Consider the following 17263-nt stretch of genomic DNA (forward strand, 5'->3'; position numbering starts at 1 on the left):
CAGCGGTGCGATCATGCCGCCATCCAGTGACGTGTGCGCCGACTACCTGGGCACCGCTAGCCTCGGGCGCGACCCCACCACGGGAACCGATGTCCGCCCATGGTGACGGCCAACAAGGCGCCTGCGGGAGGCGGTCTCCCGCGAGCCGAACGGCCGAGGGCCCCGAAGTGGGGCTGTCGAGGGCACCTGTGGGGCGCCGCGTGCCGGTGTTGGCGCCTGTCGGTGTGCTAGCGACGCACGCCTTGGCGCGCGGTGGCGCTCCCCCGCGTTTGCCGTCCAACGACAATGAGGACCGGATGCACCCATCCGAAGGGCCGATGCGCGGAGAGTGCAGGAGGGTGAGCACCCCAACGACCTGCAGCAGGAGGGCGCGACCGAAGGCCGACGCACGGTCAGGGCGAGGGGCTCATGGGCCGCCGAGCAGGCGATCGAGGAGGACCTCGGCGGCTTTGGTGAGCTCACACAGGAGGAGAAGGGCACCCCTCGAGCGCAAAGTCGAGGAGTCAGGCAGCGCCGGCCGTGACCGTTGCCGCGCCGGCACACAGCGTGCGCGCACCGCAAGCCGCATTGGGAGCTGGCGTGACGTCGCAACGAGGCGCAGACGAGCCGACGCGACAGCTACGGCAATGCGCCCCGCGGTGCCACGGACGCGTCTTCACGATGCGTCGCTGCGCCGGGTTCCCGAGCGGGAGCCAATGTCGGCTCGGGCGGCCGTCGGAGTGCAATGGCCGGGCGTGGTGCCCGCCCGAGCGCTGTCAGCCTGCCACCTTCGACTTCAGCTGACCGAGCAATGCCGATGAGCACGTGATCCAACGACCGCCCGTATGGGCCGGCGGGGGCCGCGCCGGGCGCACTATCCCAGCGACGTTCAGGCTTTGGCCACCACAGCCGAGAGCTCCCATGGAAGGCCAGGACATCCAGCGCCGACCGGGTGGCAGGCAGGCAAGGCGCGTCGTATCAGGTGGAGCGGAGCAGGACGCAGCAGCCGCCGGCGCCTGGTTGAAACTCGACCGCTACGTCGTTGACGCCCACGCCTTGCAGGAGGCCGTCGACCAGAGCGACGTTGGCGGTGCAGATCGTGTTGGGATAGGCCCGGGCGAGCGCGGCGAAGGGGCAGTTGCCGAACACCGTCGCCTCTTGTTGTTGTCGCGGCTCGTAGCCGAACCGCTTCAAGAACGCCCTCCATGCCCGCCGTCGGTCTGATCGTCGGGGCGCCTGCCCCGCAAGCCGGTGACCGGCCTGGCGGGCCGCGTCTCTGACCGCTGCGTCGGCCTGTCCGCTGGCAGCGGCCGCATGGATGGCCTCGGCCAGGATGGCACCCACCAGCTCGTAGCGGCGGGGGGGGACCGACACCTCCAGTGGGACGTCGCTGGGGCGGTACCACTTGGCGGGACGCCCGGCGCCAGGACCGCCGCGGCCTGGGAGGCGGGCGTAGAAGGTGTCCAGCAGCCCGGCCTCGGCCAGGGTGTCGAGATGAAACGCGGCCAGGCTGACCGAGATGCCCACCTGCTCGGCCACCTGCGCACGAGTGGCCGGCGGCTGCTGGCGCACCGCCTGGTAGGCCGCTCGGCGGGTGGGCTCATCCAGGGTGCACAGGCGAGCCAGCGCGGCTGGCAGGTTTTCCTCGGTCACGGTGTTTGTCTTCTACCTATAATGGGCACTAGCGAAACGCTTGGGAGGAGGACCCATGGTCACACCTACCCCCACCGACCTGCACCACCACGCCAAGCGGCCCGTGACGGTGGCGGCGGGACCCTACGGTCACCCGTTCCATCCGATCTTCGTCACCGTGCCGATCGGCGCGTGGGTCGCAAGCCTGGTGTTCGACCTGGCTTCTTTCTGGGCGGAGGACCCACAGGTGTTCACCACGGGAGCATTGTGGCTCATCGCTGTGGGGATCATCGGCGCCGTTGTCGCCGCGTTGTTCGGGCTGCTGGATCTGGTGGCCATCCCCCGGGGCACCAAGGCCTTTCGTACCGGGCTGATCCACATGGGCCTGAACTTGACCGTTGTGGTGCTGTTCGCGGCCGGCTTCTTCCTGCGGATGGGCGTCTTCGACCAGGCACCGGTTGCCCCCGTGCCGCTGGCCGTGTCGGCGGGGGCGCTGCTGCTGTTGATGGTGTCCGGATGGCTGGGCGGCAAGCTGGCCTACACCTACGGGGTACGCGTCGCCGACGAACAAGAGCAGACCAGCGGCTACACCGCCTAATGGGGTTGCGGGACGACAAGGAGGCGTGGATGCCCGACCAAGGGGACACGAGCAAGGGCTGGTGCCGCGACGGGCGTACCTGGACCGAGCCCGCCCACGAGGACGGGGCAGTGCTGCCAGCCTGAGCACTGTTACAACAGCTACCCGACGACGCCAAGGCCAAGGCCCAGCAACGGCTGCAGGCCCAGTAGGAGAAGCACGGTGGCCCGCATCGAACGCAGCATCGACATCGACGCACCGCCGGAGAAGGTTTTCGGCGAGCTGGCGCACTGGGGGAGGTTGACCCAATGGTCCACCATCACCGCGGACCACGACGGCCCCGAACGCTGCACCGGGGTCGGTGAGGAGTTCGACCAGCACCTCCGTTTGGCCGGGATCAACGTGCAGACGCATTGGCGGGTCACCGAGTACGAGCCCCCCCGCATGCTCGCCTACGAAGCGACCGGTCCCGGGGACAGCTGGCTGCGGATGCGCCAGGAGGTGGTGGCGGTGGACGCCGGCAGCCGGGTGCAGCTGCAGGTCGACTACGAGCTGCCCGCAGGGGTCCTCGGGGAGGCGGTGGACCGGATGTACGTCGAACGCCGCAACCAGCGGGAAGCCGAGCACTCGCTGGAAAACCTCAAGGAGCTGATCGAGGCCGGCGCGGGCTGAAAGCAGAATGGCTGCTATGCGGGTGCGGTCGGGTCATCGGGGGAGCACCGTGGAGGACCGCCTGTGATGAACGCGTCCGTATCGACGATTGCCTGCTCGTTCCCCCCGTCCGTTACCCAGCGCGTCCTGTGGCAGGAATTCTTCCACCACCATTTCGGCGGAGATCGACGGGCGCAGCGGATCTGGACCCGCTGCGGGGTGGAGCGCCGCCACGGCGCCGTGGACCCGCGGGTGGAGGACCTGCGGCAGGCCGGAACCGCACGGCGGATGCGCCGGTTCGTCGATGAGGCACTGCCGTTGGGCAAGCAGGCGGTGACGGCCTGTCTTGACCAGGCGGGTCTGTGCCCCGAGCAGGTCGAGCACTTTACGGTCGTGACCTGCACGGGCTACGCCAGCCCTGGGCTGGACACCCAGCTGGCCCGGGATCTTGGCATGAGCCCGCGGGTGGAACGACTGCAGATCGGCCACATGGGCTGCTACGCGGCCCTTCCCGCGCTGGCGGGGATCGCCGACAGCGTGCGAGCCCGTGGCATCACAGCGGTCCTGCTGTGCCTGGAGCTGACCAGCGTGCACGTCCAGCCGCCCAGCGCCGAGATCGACCAGATGGTCGCACACGCGCTGTTCTCCGACGCAGCCGCCGCCGTGGTGGTCCAGCCCGACGCCGCGGGGCTGACAATCGTCGACGTCGCCGCTCGTACCGACTTCTCCCGCGCCCACCTGATGACCTGGGACGTCACCGACCTGGGGTTTCGCATGGGACTGTCGCCCGACATCCCCGACGTCCTGGCACGCCACGTCCGCACCACCGTCCCCGAGCTGCTCACCCGCCATGGGCTGTCGGTGGCTGACGTCGCGGGCTGGGCAATCCATCCCGCGGGCCCCGTATCGTCGATGTCGTGCAAAACCAGCTCGGGCTGGAAGCCGGTCAAACGCAGGCCTCCCAGGCGGTGCTGCGCGAGCATGGGAACTGCTCCTCCGCCACCGTCCTGGTTGTGCTGCAGCGTCTCACCGCCGAGGTGCCGATCGGCGGATACGTCGTGGCGCTGGCGTTCGGGCCCGGACTGACCCTCTACGCGACGCTGCTGCGCCGCACCGCCACCGCTCCCTAAGACCGTGCGCGTGGCCCGCGACGGGGAAACCAGCCCGGTCATCGTCGCGCTCGAGCATGGCAGCGAGCTCGAAGCCGACGAGCTCCTCGTGGCGACCGGGCGCCGGCCCAACACCGCCGACCTCGGGCTTCACAGTGTGGGGGCTTGACGCGGGCGGCTCCCTCGAGGTGGACGACCGCCTGCGTGCGAAGGGCGTGGGCGGGGACTCAACGAGGTGTGGCTTCGGCTGCTGGAGGAGAACCGTGGCCTGTAGGACGGGGGGAATGCGATAGAAGTTCAGTGGGTTTCTACATTGAGTTCGACTCCTCGGAGGGAGGCACGGTGAGAAGGCTGCTCGCACAGATGCGGGACATGCTGGAGTGCAGGCGGGTCAAGCCGCTCCTGCAGCCGTTCTTGGACGGCGAACTCGGCGAGGAGGAGGCCGTGCTCGTCTCCAGGCACGTGGACGCCTGCCGACGTTGCGGCCTGGCAGCCGAGACGTTTCGCGAGAAGGCCGGGCTCGCCCGGCTCGCCGAGGACTCCGACCGCGAGACCGTGCAGCGTCTCGAGCTCTTCGTGACCGAGCTCGACGACGAGGGTTGAGAGCACCCCTCCACGACATCCTGCCGGCCTGCACCGACGCAGGGTCGCCTTCCAGGTCGCGCTCCTCGCTCTTGTGTTCGCCCGGTGTGCTGCAGCGCCACGGCTACACCATCCTCCGGGCAAACCCCCCCATGCCGCCGAGGTCCGGGGACTGCCGTGCTATCCGGATCTCGCTTCCCTCCCCCTCTCGGTGGAGGTCGTGGAAATCTTCCGCCGCCCGGAGGCCCGCCGGCGCCCACGTCGACGAGGACCGCCAACGCGCACACGATGCCGGCCTGGAGGTCGTGGTGGACCGCTGTCCCGTGATAGAGCTGGGTCGGCGCACCAGCGAGCGGGCGTCGGCATGACCGGTCAGGCCGAAGGCACGCAGGCACGGTCATCCGGTGATTTCCACGCCGGCCCAGAAGGCGACGTGGCCGGCGATGCGGCGTGCCAGCGGCCAGGGTTTCGGGTAGTACCACGCGGCGTTGACGTCAGCGCGGTCGTCGACTGCCACCGTGAGGTAGCGGGCCCGGCCCTTCCGCCAGCACACGCTTCTGTCGGCCATCCTTCCCTCGCGGTGGAATGGATGTCGAGCGACCCGGGTTTCCCACACGCGATGACGGGCGATGCGACGATGCAGACCATGCGCGACCGTGGATTCCGCGAGCACGTGGTGCCCGAGCTCGACGTGCTGCTGCGCGTGGCTCGCCGGCTGACCGGCAGCCCGGACAGCGCCGAGGACCTCGTGCAGGAGACGCTCATCCGCGCCTACCGTGCGGTGGACCGCTTCGACGGCCGCCACCCCCGAGCGTGGCTGCTCACGATCCTGCGTAACACCTGGAAGAACATGAACCGCCGCGCGCGGCCTCTGTTCGCCGACGACCCCGACGAGGCCCTCAACCGTGCCCCTGCACGCGGCGCGGACGGCCGCACCGGCGCCGAGGAGCAGGTCGTCGACGCCGGCTTCGACCAGCGGCTCGCCCAGGCGCTGACCGACCTCGCGCTCATCCACCAAGAGGTCGTGGTCCTCGTCGACATGGACGGCTTGTCCTACCAGGAGACCGCCGACGTGCTCGGCGTGGCCTACCGTGCGCTCGTGGCCTCACTCGCCCGGCTGTCACCTCCGGTAGAGTCCGAACGGCTCGAGCGGTTACGCGCGTTCGCCGACGAGCTGGCCGGCGCCGCATGACCAGCCCACCGCAGGTCGGCCAGCCCGCACCTCGACTGGAGCTGCCCACGCTGACCGGTGAGCGGGTCGAACTCGCCGGGCTGCGGGGTCGCCTCGTGCTCGTGTCGTTCCTGCGCCATGCTGGGTGACTGATCTGCCGCAGCCACCTCGTGAAGGTGACCAGCAGGAAGGACCGCTTCGATGCAGCCGGAGCCACCGCGGTGTTCGTCAGCCATGACGAGCCGGACGCGGTCCGCGGTCTCATGCTGGCCGACGTGAACTGCCCCTTCCCGGTGGCCATCGACCGGGAAAAGACCGCCTACCGGGACTGGGGGCTCCGTAGTCTGCCCTTGCCGATGATCTGGCTGGATCCGAAGGTGTGGCGCCAATACGCGAAGCTGCTCAGCTCCGGCGAGCGGATGCGCTCCTCCGGCGGCGACCAGCGCCAGATGGGCGGAGACTTCGTCGTGGACCGGGACGGTGTCGTGGCGTATGCGCGTCCGCAGCGCCGCGACGACCGGCCACCGGTCGGTGAGCTGCTCAAGGTGATCGAGGCGCTGTGATGAGACGGACACTGCTTGCAGTGGTGGTGCTGGCGTTGCTCGCCGCTGCGTGCAGCCCGAACCCGGGCTCCAGCGCCGTCGAGCCAGGCGACTGGCCGGGCGTGCTCTCCGAGGCGGACGGGCAGACGGTGCGCTGGTGGCTGTTCGGCGGCGACGAGCGCGTGAACCGCTTCATCGACGACCATGTGGCGCCCGCCGCGGCCGACCTGGGCGTGACCGTGCAGAAGGTGCCGGTGGACAGCACCGTCGAGGCCGTCCGCCGTGTGCTCGCCGAGCTGGAGGCGGGACGGGATGACGGTGGCGTCGATCTCGTGTGGGTGAACGGGGAGAACTTCGCGCTGGGACGGGAAGCCGGTGCGTGGCTGACCGACTGGGCGACCCGCCTGCCCAACAGCGCGCTCGTGGACTGGTCGGACCCGGCCATCGCCACGGACTTCGGTGTGCCCGTGGACGGCGACGAGTCCCCTTGGGCGCGGGCGGCCTTCGTGTTCGCCCACGACCCTGGGCGGACCCCGGATCCTCCCCGCAGTTTCGTTGCGCTGCTGGACTACGCCCGCCAGCACCCCGGTCGGGTCACCTATCCCGCGCCGCCTGACTTCACCGGTGCGGCGTTCGTCCGCCAGGCCGTGACCGCCCTCGGCGAGCACGAAGCGTTCGCGCTGCTCGCCGAGCTGAAACCCCTGCAGTGGCGGGAGGGGGAGGCCTTCCCCGGGTCGGAGGCGGAACTCAGTCGGCTGTTCGCCGACGGGCAGGTGGACCTGGCGATGAGCTACGACCCGACATTCGTCGCCACCGCGGTCCATCAAGGCGCATTCGGCGAGTCCGTCCGGCCGTTCACGTTCACGGGGGGCACGCTGCAGAACACCAGCTACGTCGCCATCCCGCGCAACGCCGCGAACACCGCTGGTGCGCTCGTCGTCGCCGACCTGCTGCTGTCCCCGGAACTGCAGGCGATCATGAACGACCCGGCGGTGTGGGGTATGCCCACCGTGCTCGATCTCGACCGTCTCGACGCCGACCAGCGCGACGCGCTTGACGCGGTGGCTGGCCCGCATGTCCCGGCTGACCTCGGTGACCCCATCGCCGAGCTGCCCGTCGACCGAGTCGAGCCCATCAACCGCCGCTGGCGCCAGGAGGTGGCCCGGTGAGCCGGTCAGCGGGATTGCAGTGTCGAGCGGTCACGGTTCGTGCAGGCGGCCAGACCGTCCTCGACGCCGTCGACCTCGGCGTACCGGCCGGCCGGCTGACGGTCCTCGTCGGCCCGTCGGGCGCCGGCAAGACCACGTTGCTGCGCGCCGTCGCCGGCCTCGCACCGCTGGCCGGCGGGTCGGTCACCGTCGGTGGACGAGACCTCGCCGGGATCCCCACCCACCGCCGCGGGGTCACCGTGCTTTTCCAGGAGCCGCGCCTGTTCGACAACCTCGACGTCGCCGGCAACGTCGCGTTCGCGCTGCGAGTCGCCGGCGTGCCGCGGCGCCATCGGTCGCAGCAGGCCGTAGCCCTGCTGGACGAGGTCGGCATGACCGGGTTCGCCGCCCGCCGGGTGCGCACCCTGTCCGGCGGGGAGCAGCAGCGGGTCGCGCTGGCCCGGGCGCTGGCCGCCGACCCGGACGTGCTCCTGCTCGACGAGCCGCTCTCGGCGCTGGACCCCGACCGCCGCGCCATGCTGCGGACGTTGCTGCGCGACACCCAGCGCCGCCGCGGCCTGACCGTCCTGCACGTCACCCACGACCAGGCGGAGGCCGCCGAGCTCGGTGACCGGCTCGCAGTGCTGCTCGGCGGGCGGATCATGGCCAGCGGGCCTCCTGAGGAGCTGTTCGAACGCCCCCCCACCGTCGCGGTCGCCCGGTTCCTCGGCGTCGCCAACCTCTTGCCCGCCGACGGCGGGCTCGTGGCCATCCGTCCGGAGCGGGTGCTTCTGGACCCGTCGGCGCCGCTGCAGTTGCAGGTGACGGCGTCGCACTACCTCGGCAGCCACCGCCGGTTGCGGCTCGGCTCCAACGGGCTGCGGCTGGAGGCTCACGTCCCGACCGAGCAGGACCCGGCGGTGGGTGACTGGGTCGGGGTGCGTCTGCCGGCCGAGCACCAGTGGGTGCTGCCGGCGTGAGACCCGACTTCGACCTGGCGGTGCTGGGCGGCGGCACCGCGGGCCTGACCGCCGCCGTGCTCGGCACGGAGCTGGGTGCCAGCGTCGTGCTCGTTGAGCGCGAGCGCACCGGTGGGGACTGCCTGTGGACCGGGTGCGTGCCGAGCAAGGGTCTCATCGAGTCCGCCGGCCTGGTGCACCGCATGCGCCACGCCGAAGACGTCGGCCTGCCACCGACCGCCCCCGACGTGGACCTCACCGCGGTTCTGAGCCGCGTGCGCGCCGTCCAGGCCCACCTCGAGCCGCACGACTCACCCGAGCGCCTGGCCGGCCTCGGTGTCGAGGTGGTCGCCGACAGCGCCCGGTTCCTCGCGCCCCGCCGGCTGGCGCTCGCAGGCTCAGCCCGGGTGCTGGCCGCCCGGGCGGTGCTCGTGGCCACCGGCTCTCAGCCGCTGCTGCCCCCGATCGACGGGCTGGCGGCCACCGAGCCGCTGACCACCGACACCGTCTGGGACATCAAGGCCCTGCCGGAGCGCCTCGTCGTGCTCGGAGGCGGACCGGTCGGCTGCGAGCTCGGCCAGGCGTTCGCCCGGCTCGGCAGCCACGTCACCATCGTCGAGATGGCCGAGCACCTGTTGCCCACCGAGGATCCCGAAGCGGGCCGGCTCATCGGCGAGCGCTTCGCCGTGGAAGGCATCACCGTCCACACTCGCACCCCGGCCGTGGCCGTCACCCGCGGTGCGTCCGGGGTGCGTCTGACCCTGCGCGCACCGACCGGCGAGGTCACGGTCGAGGGGGACGAGGTGCTCGTCGCGCTGGGACGGCGTCCCCGCACCGCCGGCCTGGCCCTGGATGCGGCGGGGATCCGCACCGGCCGGGACGGGTCGGTGACCGTGGACCGGCGCATGCGCACGAACGTGCGCGGCGTGTACGCCGCGGGCGACGTCACCGCCCAGCTGCCGTTCACCCACGTCGCGGCCTACCAGGCCGGCGTCGCCAGCCTGAACGCCCTGCTGTCCGTCCGCCGCTCCGTGGACTATCGGGCCGTTCCCTACGCGGTTTTCACCGACCCCGAGGTCGCCCACGTCGGACTGAACGAGCCCCGCGCGCGTGCGCGCTGGGGGACGCGGGCCGTCGTCGCCCGCCACGACTACCGCGACGTCGACCGTGCCGTGACCGCGGCCACCCCCTACGGGTTCGCCAAGCTCGTCGGCGACCCGAGGGGGCGACTCGTGGGCGCCACCGTCGCCGCGCCGGCCGCCGGTGAGGTCATCGGCGAGCTCGCCGCGCTCGTCGCCCGCAAGGCGAAGGTCGGTGACGTGTTCAGGACCGTGCACCCCTACCCGACGTTCGCCCTGGGTGCCGCGATGGCGGGCGCCGCGCACCTGCGGGCGCGGTTCCTCACCGACCGGACCAGACGGGTCACGAGGCCGCTGCTCAGCGTGCTGCGTTCGACCAGCCGCGTCTGATGGCCCGGTCAGGACCTTCGGAGGACGCGCGCGGCGAAGACCGTGCGCCACACCGCGGTAAGCCCGACCGCCGCGGCGAAGGCCCACGCGATCGGCACGGCCACCGCGGGCAAGACGCAGAACAGGCTGTGCACGACCACCGTCTCGGTGCCCTCGGTGAGCCCGCCCAGGAACCGCACGCCCCGCTCGTCGTCGGCGGCCAGCCCACGCCGCTCGGCAAGGGAGGAGTAAGCGAGCAGCGACGCCCCGTTGACGTAGTAGGTGAACAGCAGCACCGCGCACGCCAGCCGCGCGTCGGGCACGGCGGCCGCGACGCCGACGACGAACGCCCCGTAGACGGTGAAGTCCGACACGATGTCGAGGAAGGCCCCGGAGTCCGAGGGGGAGCCGGCGCGGGCGACCGCGCCGTCCAGCCCGTCGAGCACCCGGCTGGCCAGCCACAACCCCAGCCCCAGCCACCAGCGGGTCGTCGCGACGGCGACCGCCGAGGCGAGCCCAAGGACGAGGCCGGCCAAGGTCAGCGCATCAGCGGGGACCCCGGCGCCGGCCAGTCGTCCGCCGACCCGGCTGGTCACGGGCTCGACCGCCCGGCGCACCGTCCGGTCGAGCATCAGCGGGCCCTCGGCGCGCTGCCGGCCGCGGCCGTGACGGTGCTGCTGTTCGGCGGCGCGCTGGCCGGGGGCGTGGTCGGGAGCCTGCGCGGCCCCGACGGCACGTGGACGACCGCGGCTTGGGCGGCGGTGCTCGCCGACCCCTCCTTCGGTGACGCGCTCGGCTTCTCGGTGCGCACGGCGGTCGTCGCGACCGTGCTGGCCGCCGCCCTCGCCGTGGCGGTCGCCGCGCTGATCCGCGACCACCTGTGGGCTCGCGTCGGGCTGGGCCTGCCCCTGCTCGTGCCCCACCTCGTCGTCGCCGTCACCGCGGCATTGTGGCTCGCCCCGGGCGGCCTGGCCGACCGCCTGCTCGGCGAACTGCCCGTCCACCTCGTCCGTGACCGCGCCGGCATCGGCGTGATCGGCGTGTACGTGTACAAGGAGCTGCCCTTCCTCGCCCTGCTCGTCGCCGCAGCGTGGAGCCCGGCGGTCCGCCGCCGCCAGGAGGTGGCGGCGGTCCTCGGAACCGGGCCGCTGCGGGCCTTCGCCACCGTGGTGTGGCCGGCGGTGAGGCTGCCGCTGGTCGCGGGCAGCCTCATCGTGGCCGCCTTCGTCGTCGGGGCGTTCGAGGTGCCCCTCGTGGTCGGACCCACCTACCCGCCGACTCTGGCCACGCTGGCGCTGGAGCACACCCGCAGCGTGGAGCTCGCCGGCCAGGCGCGCGCGGCGGCCCTGCTGCTGCTGACCGCCGGCATCACGCTGCTGCTCGCCCTCGCCGCCGCCCGTGCGGCCCGCCACGCCGATGGCTGACCGCAGGCTGCGCCGCAGCGCCGTCACCGCGCTGGCCGTGCTGTACGCCGCCCCGTTCGCGCTGCTCGTCGTCCGCGCCGCAGCCGACGTCTGGCGCTACCCGGCGATCGTGCCGCAGCAGCTCGGGGCCCGCGGGCTCGACTACGCCCTCTCGGCCACGGGGGGCGCGTGGCCGGCGCTGCGCAACTCGCTGGTCGTCGCCCTGGTGACCACCGCCCTGGCCCTCGTGCTGGCATGGCCGGCCAGCCGGGTGCTGGCCCGCGGCACCCGTCGGGTGCGCGCCGGTCTGCTCGTCCTCCTCGCCCTGCCCCTGCTCGCCCCACCGCTTGCGGTCGGCCACGGCCTGAGCACGTGGCTGCTGCGCTGGGGCCTGATGGACTCCCTGCCTGGGCTGGTCGCGGCGCATCTCGTGTACGTCCTTCCCTACGTGGCGCTGCTGCTCGCCGCCGGGTTCACCGGCCGCATCGCCCATCTGGAGGAGGCCGCGCGAACGCTCGGGGCGAGCGCACCGCGACGGCTGTGGCACGTCACCGTGCCCGCCGTCGGACCCGCCCTGGCGCTGGCGCTGCTGCTCGGGTTCGTCGTCTCGTGGAGCCAGTACGGCACCAGCCTCGCAGTCGCCGGCGGCACGCCGCTGCTGCCGCTCGTCCTCGTCCCCTTCGTTCAGAACGACCCGCAGATCGCCTCAACCCTCGCGCTGCTGTTCCTCGGTCCCCCGGTGCTCGCCCTGACTGCCGCGGTCCGCTGGGGCCGGCACCGCTAAAGCGCCTCGAGTAGTCCGCAGGGCGGTCGTGCGCCAAGACCCCCGGCACGATGCCCAGCGCCGTCGCGCCGGCGTAGGGACGGGCAGACACCCGAAACAGCACCCGGCGAGCGCGGTCATCGGCGCGCCAGGTACCAGCGCGACCGTCCCGGCAGCGTAGGCGAGCACGAACACCACCGGCCCCGCACAGCCGGCTGACGCCACGAACTCCTGCATGGACTCCATGTCCTGCGGCCCGCATAGTCATCCTGGCATTCCAGCTGGGGCACTGCCACTGAACTGAATAACCAGTCGGGCAGACCGGGTTGCCTCGGTGCCCTGCAATCCCTTGCCACCCACTCGAGAGGAGCTGTTGCGTGATGGATTCGAAGCGTCTGCTGGGAGGTGTCGTCGGAGGCCTCGCCGGAGGGTCCTGTTCGGCGCGTTGATGCACATGATGGGCATGCTCGGGATGGTCGCCGGCCTCGTCGGCGCGGACAGTGTCGCCGTCGGGTGGGTGGCCCACCTGGCCCTCGCGGTGCTGTTCGGCATCGGCTATGCGCTCACGCTTGGGGCCATGTCCGAGACCCTGGGCCCACGCGTTCGGGTTCGGCGCAGCCTACGGGGTGGTCTGGTGGGTGCTCGGCGCGCTGCTGATCATGCGCGCCTGGATGGGCATGCCGGTCTTCCAGATCGGCGAGATGCAGTTGCAGAGCCTCATGGGTCACGTCCTGTACGGCCTGACGCTCGGCGGCGTGTTCCAGGGCGTCGTCCAGACCAGCGAAGGCGGGCAGGTCGCCTCCCACGCCTGACCGAACGCACCCGATCAACCGCTGCCGCACACGGGTAGCCGGCGAATGCGCAGCGGGTTTCCGCTGTGACGAGGACGACCCGACCGGCGAGGAAGACCGTGCCGCTGCGACTGCTGACCTTCATGCTGGCCGGCGGCGTGCTCCTGGCGGCGTGCGCCTCCGCTGCCGACGTCGGCGACGCCGGCGGAGCACCGACGGCAGAGCCGCCGGCCGATCCCCCGCCGTGGCCGTGGGAGCTCGAGGCCGCCGGGCAAGACGTGATCGACGACCGGCCGGTGCTCGTCACCTACTGCCCGCTGTGCAACTCAGGGCTGGCGTTCGCGCACCCTGGACGGCGAGGTGCTGTCGTTCGGCACCTCCGGGCGGCTGTGGAAGTCCAACCTGGTCATGTACGACCGGGCCACCCGCAGCCTTGGTCGCAGTTCACCGGGGAGGCGATCGTTGGCGACCGCCTCGGCGACGTGCTGGACCGGCTGCCACTGCAGATCGTGGCCTGGGAGCAGTTCGTCGCCGGCTGGCCCGACGGGCAGGTGTTGTCCCGCGACACCGGGCACAACCGCGACTACGGCCGCAACCCCTACGTCGGCTACGACGCGAGCGAGCGGCCGTTCCTGTTCGACGGCGACACCGGCGGGCCCCTGCCGCAGATGGAGCGGGTGGTGGCAACCGGCGGAGACGAGGATCCCGTGGCCTACCCGCTGACCGTGCTCACCGACGAGCGGGTCGTGCACGACGAGGTCGCCGGGGAACCTGTCGTCGTGTGGTGGACGCCTGGCACCGCCAGCGCTTTGGACCGCGCGAGCATCGACGCCGGCGCCGACGTCGGCGCGACCGGGGTGTTCCGACGCACCGTCGACGGCCTGCGACTCACCTTCGCCGCCAACGGCGACAGCCGGCTCACCGACGCCGAGACCGACAGCACGTGGACCGTGCTCGGCGTCGCCGTGGACGGGCCGCTGGCGGGCACCCCGCTGGAGCGCATCCCCCACGACGACACCTTCTGGTTCGCCCAGTTCGCGTTCCGCCCCGAAACCCGTGTGCTCGACGCCCCTGCGGTCCGGTGATCCCGACCGCTCCCCTGGCGGCGTTGCGCGGGTTGCCGGCTCGCAGGGCACCCCTGTGGTCGTGAACTTCCGTTGGCGCCGGGGCCGCGAGCACCGCCCACAGCACGCCAACCAGCAGCGTGCCGGCCATACCCTGCCTGGTCCTCCCTTCTCGGCGGCACGCACCTCCATGTCGCCCCCCTGGCTCGGGGAACACGGCTGGTTTGACAACGCTCCCCGGCCAGCATGGAAGGCTGGGCGGCCGGAGAGGGTTGGAGGGGATATGAGCGACTCGCCTATTGCCGACCATGCGCTGCTGTCGGACACAGCGCCGCGCTCGTTGATCGTGCCGGGTCGGTGGAGTGGTGGTGTACGCCGCGGTTCGACAGCCCGTCGCTGTTCGCTCGGCTCCTCGACGACCGCGCCGGGCACTTCAGCGTCAGGCCGGTCACCGATGCCCGCGTGACACGCCGCTACATCGGGCTGATCAACGCGGCCTGGCGATCAGCCAGGCCGAGCAGGGCCAGCAACCCACCGCACCGGAGAACCAGGAGCAACCATGAGCCCCCTTCTCGGCAGAATGACCGTTGGCATGGCAGCCGGTGTCGTTGGCACCCTCGCCATGGACCTCCTCTGGTACCGCCGCTACCGCAAGGACGGCGGCACCGACGGCTTCACCGACTGGGAGCTCGCCACGTCGACCAACTCGTTCGACGACGCAGCGGCGCCGGGCAAGGCCGGCAAGAAGATCGCCGACGTGGTCGGGGTCGACCTTCCCGACGAATCCGCGGGAGTGACGACCAACGTCATGCACTGGCTGACCGGCGTCGGCTACGGGCTGGGGCACGGGCTGCTGCACCACCGCCGCTCCGTGCTCGTCGGCGGGCTGGCGACCGGCACCGGGGCGTTCGCCAACAGCTACGTCACCCTCGGAGCGCTCGGGATTTACAAGCCGGTGTGGGAGTACGACCGCGACACGCTGCTCAAGGACCTGTCCGCGCATCTCGTGTTCGGGTTCGCGACGAGTGTCGCCTACCGGATGCTGGTGCGGGCAACGGAGCGCCTGACCGTTCCGCTCAGCAAGCGCCTGGGGGACGGTGTTGGCGACGGCCTCCGGGTGTGATGCGGGGCCGTCCTCGCCCATCCCGACCGGGTCGTGGGTGACTACGTAGACGGCCGGCAGACGCATCGTGGACGGTGCCGTCCGCGCTGCCGCCGAGAAGTTCGGGGACGGCCGCTGCCAGTGCGTTGAGGACCAGCGTTGCCCCCGACGTCGGCGGAGCAACGGCATAAACTTCCATGCGTCGGGAACGCCGCCGATCTGGCTCGCATTCCGTGGGCGGGGCGCGAATGGCGACCGACGGGGAGGTGTTCCGCCCTCTGTGGAAGTCGCCCGCGCCCGGATCAGCGCCACCCTGGCCCGCCTGCGCGCCTTCGAACGGCGCACGCGGCCGGTCCAGCCCGAGGTCCGTGAGGCGCTGGAGGCACGCTGGCAGGAGCTGCCGGAGCACGTGCGCACCTCCGGGCAGATGCTGGGCCGGAAGTTCACCGGCTGCGAGGGCACCCACGGTGTCTTCCCGGCTTGCAACTTCGGCTGCCGTCCGTGCTACCACGCCGCGAATGCGAACCGTGTGCCGGTGGACGGGGCCCACACCGTCGCCGCCGTCACCGAGCAGATGGCGTACCTGCGCGAACGGCGGGGGCCGGGGCAGTATGCACAGCTGATCGGGGGCGAGGTCTCCCTGCTGCCGCCCGAAGCGCACGCCGAGGCGCTGGAGGTGATGCGCCGCCACGAGCGGTTCCCGATGAGCTTCACCCACGGGGACTTCGACTACGAGCACCTCGAGCAGGTGGCGGTGCGCCCCGACGGGACTCCGCGGTTCGACGTGCTGTCCTTCGCGGTCCACATCGACAGCACGATGCTCGGGCGGCGGGCCGTGAAGCGTCCGCGCGGCGAGGCGCAGCTGCACGGCGAGAGAGCGCGTTTCTGCGCCATGTTCGACCGGCTCGAGCGCGAGCGCGGTGTGCGGGCGCACCTCGCTCACAACATGACCGTCACCCCGGCCAACGTCGGCGAGGTCGCCGACGTGGTGCGGGTGTGCCGCGAACTCGGCTTCCGGGTGTGCTCGTTCCAACCGGCCGCCCAGGTCGGTGACGTGCGCCGCTGGGAGACCGACGACCGTTCCCTTTCCGACGACGCCGTGTGGGCCGAGGTCGAGCGTGGAGCCGGGACACGGCTGCCCTACAACGCCCTGCAGGTCGGCGACACCCGCTGCAACCGGGTCACCTGGGGGCTGTGGGCGGGGCGCCGCTACGTCCCCGTTCTGGACGACGCAGACCCCCGTGACCTGCGCGCACGGGATGCGTTCCTGCGGATGCTGCCCGGCAACCTGCTGTTCGCCCCGCGGGCGCTCGCCGGCGCGCGCCTCCTGCGCGCCCTGCTGTCGCGGCCGGACGAAGTGCCCACCGTCGTCTCATGGGCCATGCGCTATGTCGCCCGGTTGGGGCCGGGCCTGCTCAGGGGTGTGCACCCGACGACCTACGTCACGCACAGCTTCATGGACGCAGCCGAGGTGGGCCCGGCCTGGGCGCTGCTCCAGCAGGGCGTCGTCGCCGACGACCCGAGGATCCGCGCCGCCCAGGAGCGTCTGCAGGCATGCGCCTATGGGATGGCGCATCCTGAGCTCGACCAGATCGTGCCCGCCTGCGTCCAGCACAGCGTGCTCGACGCTCGGGAGAACGCCGAGCTCATCCAGCTTCTGCCACGCCCGAACCGGGCGGGCCCCCATGCTCATCGGTAACCTCGCCTCCATGGATGTCACCTGCTGTACTTCGACGGCTGCCCGAACTGGCGGACCACTGCAGCACGCCTGGCTGAGCTGGCGGGAGGGCTTGACCTGCGCATAAGAGCGACGACGGGTGGAGACCGCCGAGGAGGCCGCGGCTATCGGCTTCCGGGGTCACCAACGGTCCTCATCGACGGCCGTGACCCGTTCGCGACGGGGTCCGAGCCCACGGGCTTGGCGTGCCGGATCTACCAGACCGACGACGGACCCAGGGCTCACCGACCGTCGAGCAGTTGCGGCGGGCGCTCTGAGTGCCTGCAGCGCGGCCGTCGCGAGCCTGCCCGCGAAAGTGTAGGCGCTACAGGAGCCGGAGCTGCGTGGGGGCCGCCTCCGGACGGCCGCCGTCGTTGAGGCGTCCGCGCCACGCCGGCGGCTGCGCCGGCCGGCCGTGCCGGCGGTAGGCCACCCGGCGCTGCTCGGCGACGAACGCCTCGACGGGCCCGCGGTAGTGCTTCGCCGCGGTCGCTTTCGTGTAGAGCTCGGCGTAACGGTCGACGAGCTCGGGATGGTGCGCCTCCAGCCAGGGCCAGAACAGCTCCCGGACGCCAGGCCGAAGGTGGAGCACGATCGGGGTGATGGACGTCGCGCCGGCAGCGGC

At 71.8% G+C, this 17263-nt stretch carries 21 protein-coding genes and 1 pseudogene; 18 read left to right on the plus strand and 4 right to left on the minus strand.

Annotated features, from left to right (window positions below):
- Nucleotides 1–957: 957 nt before the first annotated feature.
- Complete coding sequence (locus tag VM324_05470) at nt 958–1632, minus strand: helix-turn-helix domain-containing protein (protein HVL98722.1); 675 nt, start codon at nt 1630–1632, stop codon at nt 958–960.
- 55 nt (nt 1633–1687) lie between these two features.
- Between VM324_05470 and VM324_05475 the strand changes: the two genes are divergently transcribed.
- The 5 genes from VM324_05475 (at nt 1688) to VM324_05495 (ending at nt 4551) form a co-directional block, all read left to right on the plus strand.
- Nucleotides 1688–2209, plus strand: a complete 522-nt coding sequence (locus tag VM324_05475; GenBank protein HVL98723.1) for a DUF2231 domain-containing protein — start codon at nt 1688–1690, stop codon at nt 2207–2209.
- Between the two features lie 201 nt (nt 2210–2410).
- On the plus strand, nt 2411–2860 hold the full coding sequence (locus VM324_05480) for an SRPBCC family protein (GenBank protein ID HVL98724.1): 450 nt from the start codon (nt 2411–2413) through the stop codon (nt 2858–2860).
- Nucleotides 2861–2926: 66 nt separating this feature from the next.
- Nucleotides 2927–3925, plus strand: a complete 999-nt coding sequence (locus tag VM324_05485) for a hypothetical protein (GenBank protein ID HVL98725.1) — start codon at nt 2927–2929, stop codon at nt 3923–3925.
- A gap of 54 nt (nt 3926–3979) precedes the next feature.
- The gene (locus VM324_05490; GenBank protein ID HVL98726.1) at nt 3980–4117 is read left to right on the plus strand and encodes a hypothetical protein; all 138 of its coding nucleotides are present in this window, start codon (nt 3980–3982) and stop codon (nt 4115–4117) included.
- Between the two features lie 131 nt (nt 4118–4248).
- Nucleotides 4249–4551 (plus strand): zf-HC2 domain-containing protein, encoded by a 303-nt coding sequence (locus VM324_05495; GenBank protein HVL98727.1) that lies wholly within the window; start codon nt 4249–4251, stop codon nt 4549–4551.
- Nucleotides 4552–4927: 376 nt separating this feature from the next.
- On the opposite strand, the gene VM324_05500 is transcribed toward VM324_05495, so the two are convergent.
- Nucleotides 4928–5203: a DUF427 domain-containing protein gene (locus tag VM324_05500; GenBank protein HVL98728.1), complete on the minus strand. Its 276-nt coding sequence runs from the start codon at nt 5201–5203 to the stop codon at nt 4928–4930.
- On the opposite strand from VM324_05500, the gene VM324_05505 reads away from it, so the two are divergent.
- The 7 genes and pseudogenes from VM324_05505 to VM324_05535 all read left to right on the plus strand — a co-directional run bounded on the left by VM324_05505 (nt 5177) and on the right by VM324_05535 (nt 9819).
- Entirely contained in the window at nt 5177–5722 is a 546-nt protein-coding gene (locus tag VM324_05505; protein HVL98729.1) for an RNA polymerase sigma factor, read from the plus strand. The genes VM324_05500 and VM324_05505 overlap by 27 nt on opposite strands.
- Nucleotides 5719–5850 (plus strand): hypothetical protein, encoded by a 132-nt coding sequence (locus tag VM324_05510; protein HVL98730.1) that lies wholly within the window; start codon nt 5719–5721, stop codon nt 5848–5850. The genes VM324_05505 and VM324_05510 overlap by 4 nt, the downstream gene beginning before the upstream one ends.
- A gap of 3 nt (nt 5851–5853) precedes the next feature.
- A complete protein-coding gene (locus tag VM324_05515) occupies nt 5854–6264 on the plus strand; it encodes an AhpC/TSA family protein (protein HVL98731.1) in 411 nt (136 codons plus the stop codon).
- Nucleotides 6264–7412, plus strand: coding sequence for an ABC transporter substrate-binding protein (locus tag VM324_05520; GenBank protein HVL98732.1), 1149 nt, complete (start codon nt 6264–6266; stop codon nt 7410–7412). The genes VM324_05515 and VM324_05520 overlap by 1 nt, the downstream gene beginning before the upstream one ends.
- Nucleotides 7409–7912: pseudogene (locus tag VM324_05525) on the plus strand (ATP-binding cassette domain-containing protein). Before VM324_05520 ends, VM324_05525 begins: the two are co-directional and overlap by 4 nt.
- A 141-nt stretch (nt 7913–8053) precedes the next feature.
- Nucleotides 8054–8371: a TOBE domain-containing protein gene (locus VM324_05530; GenBank protein ID HVL98733.1), complete on the plus strand. Its 318-nt coding sequence runs from the start codon at nt 8054–8056 to the stop codon at nt 8369–8371.
- A complete protein-coding gene (locus VM324_05535; protein HVL98734.1) occupies nt 8368–9819 on the plus strand; it encodes an FAD-dependent oxidoreductase in 1452 nt (483 codons plus the stop codon). Before VM324_05530 ends, VM324_05535 begins: the two co-directional genes overlap by 4 nt.
- 8 nt (nt 9820–9827) lie before the next feature.
- On the opposite strand, the gene VM324_05540 is transcribed toward VM324_05535, so the two are convergent.
- A complete protein-coding gene (locus tag VM324_05540; protein HVL98735.1) occupies nt 9828–10430 on the minus strand; it encodes a CDP-alcohol phosphatidyltransferase family protein in 603 nt (200 codons plus the stop codon).
- A 33-nt stretch (nt 10431–10463) separates the two neighbouring features.
- On the opposite strand from VM324_05540, the gene VM324_05545 reads away from it, so the two are divergent.
- The 6 genes from VM324_05545 to VM324_05570 all read left to right on the plus strand — a co-directional run bounded on the left by VM324_05545 (nt 10464) and on the right by VM324_05570 (nt 16620).
- The gene (locus tag VM324_05545; GenBank protein HVL98736.1) at nt 10464–11222 is read left to right on the plus strand and encodes a hypothetical protein; all 759 of its coding nucleotides are present in this window, start codon (nt 10464–10466) and stop codon (nt 11220–11222) included.
- Complete coding sequence (locus VM324_05550; GenBank protein HVL98737.1) at nt 11215–11985, plus strand: ABC transporter permease subunit; 771 nt, start codon at nt 11215–11217, stop codon at nt 11983–11985. The genes VM324_05545 and VM324_05550 overlap by 8 nt, the downstream gene beginning before the upstream one ends.
- 605 nt (nt 11986–12590) lie before the next feature.
- The gene (locus VM324_05555; GenBank protein HVL98738.1) at nt 12591–12776 is read left to right on the plus strand and encodes a hypothetical protein; all 186 of its coding nucleotides are present in this window, start codon (nt 12591–12593) and stop codon (nt 12774–12776) included.
- Nucleotides 12777–12874: 98 nt separating this feature from the next.
- On the plus strand, nt 12875–13840 hold the full coding sequence (locus VM324_05560) for a DUF3179 domain-containing (seleno)protein (protein ID HVL98739.1): 966 nt from the start codon (nt 12875–12877) through the stop codon (nt 13838–13840).
- Between the two features lie 571 nt (nt 13841–14411).
- Nucleotides 14412–14942, plus strand: a complete 531-nt coding sequence (locus VM324_05565; GenBank protein ID HVL98740.1) for a hypothetical protein — start codon at nt 14412–14414, stop codon at nt 14940–14942.
- 259 nt (nt 14943–15201) lie between these two features.
- Nucleotides 15202–16620: a hypothetical protein gene (locus VM324_05570; GenBank protein ID HVL98741.1), complete on the plus strand. Its 1419-nt coding sequence runs from the start codon at nt 15202–15204 to the stop codon at nt 16618–16620.
- A gap of 343 nt (nt 16621–16963) precedes the next feature.
- Here the strand turns inward: VM324_05570 and VM324_05575 are convergent.
- On the minus strand, nt 16964–17263 hold a 300-nt coding region (locus tag VM324_05575), incomplete at its 5' end, for a hypothetical protein (GenBank protein HVL98742.1).

It is taken from the genome of Egibacteraceae bacterium (assembly GCA_035540635.1).
In the GTDB taxonomy this organism is placed as follows: Bacteria; Actinomycetota; Nitriliruptoria; order Euzebyales; family Egibacteraceae; genus DATLGH01.

Coding starts and splice junctions, on each gene's coding strand:
- VM324_05510 (HVL98730.1), top strand. CDS start 5,719: ATGACCAGCCCACCGCAGGTCGGCCAGCCCGCACCTCGACTGGAGCTG.
- VM324_05540 (HVL98735.1), bottom strand. CDS start 10,430: ATGCTCGACCGGACGGTGCGCCGGGCGGTCGAGCCCGTGACCAGCCGG.
- VM324_05530 (HVL98733.1), top strand. CDS start 8,054: ATGGCCAGCGGGCCTCCTGAGGAGCTGTTCGAACGCCCCCCCACCGTC.
- VM324_05565 (HVL98740.1), top strand. CDS start 14,412: ATGGCAGCCGGTGTCGTTGGCACCCTCGCCATGGACCTCCTCTGGTAC.
- VM324_05485 (HVL98725.1), top strand. CDS start 2,927: ATGAACGCGTCCGTATCGACGATTGCCTGCTCGTTCCCCCCGTCCGTT.
- VM324_05550 (HVL98737.1), top strand. CDS start 11,215: ATGGCTGACCGCAGGCTGCGCCGCAGCGCCGTCACCGCGCTGGCCGTG.
- VM324_05475 (HVL98723.1), top strand. CDS start 1,688: ATGGTCACACCTACCCCCACCGACCTGCACCACCACGCCAAGCGGCCC.
- VM324_05520 (HVL98732.1), top strand. CDS start 6,264: ATGAGACGGACACTGCTTGCAGTGGTGGTGCTGGCGTTGCTCGCCGCT.
- VM324_05505 (HVL98729.1), top strand. CDS start 5,177: ATGCGCGACCGTGGATTCCGCGAGCACGTGGTGCCCGAGCTCGACGTG.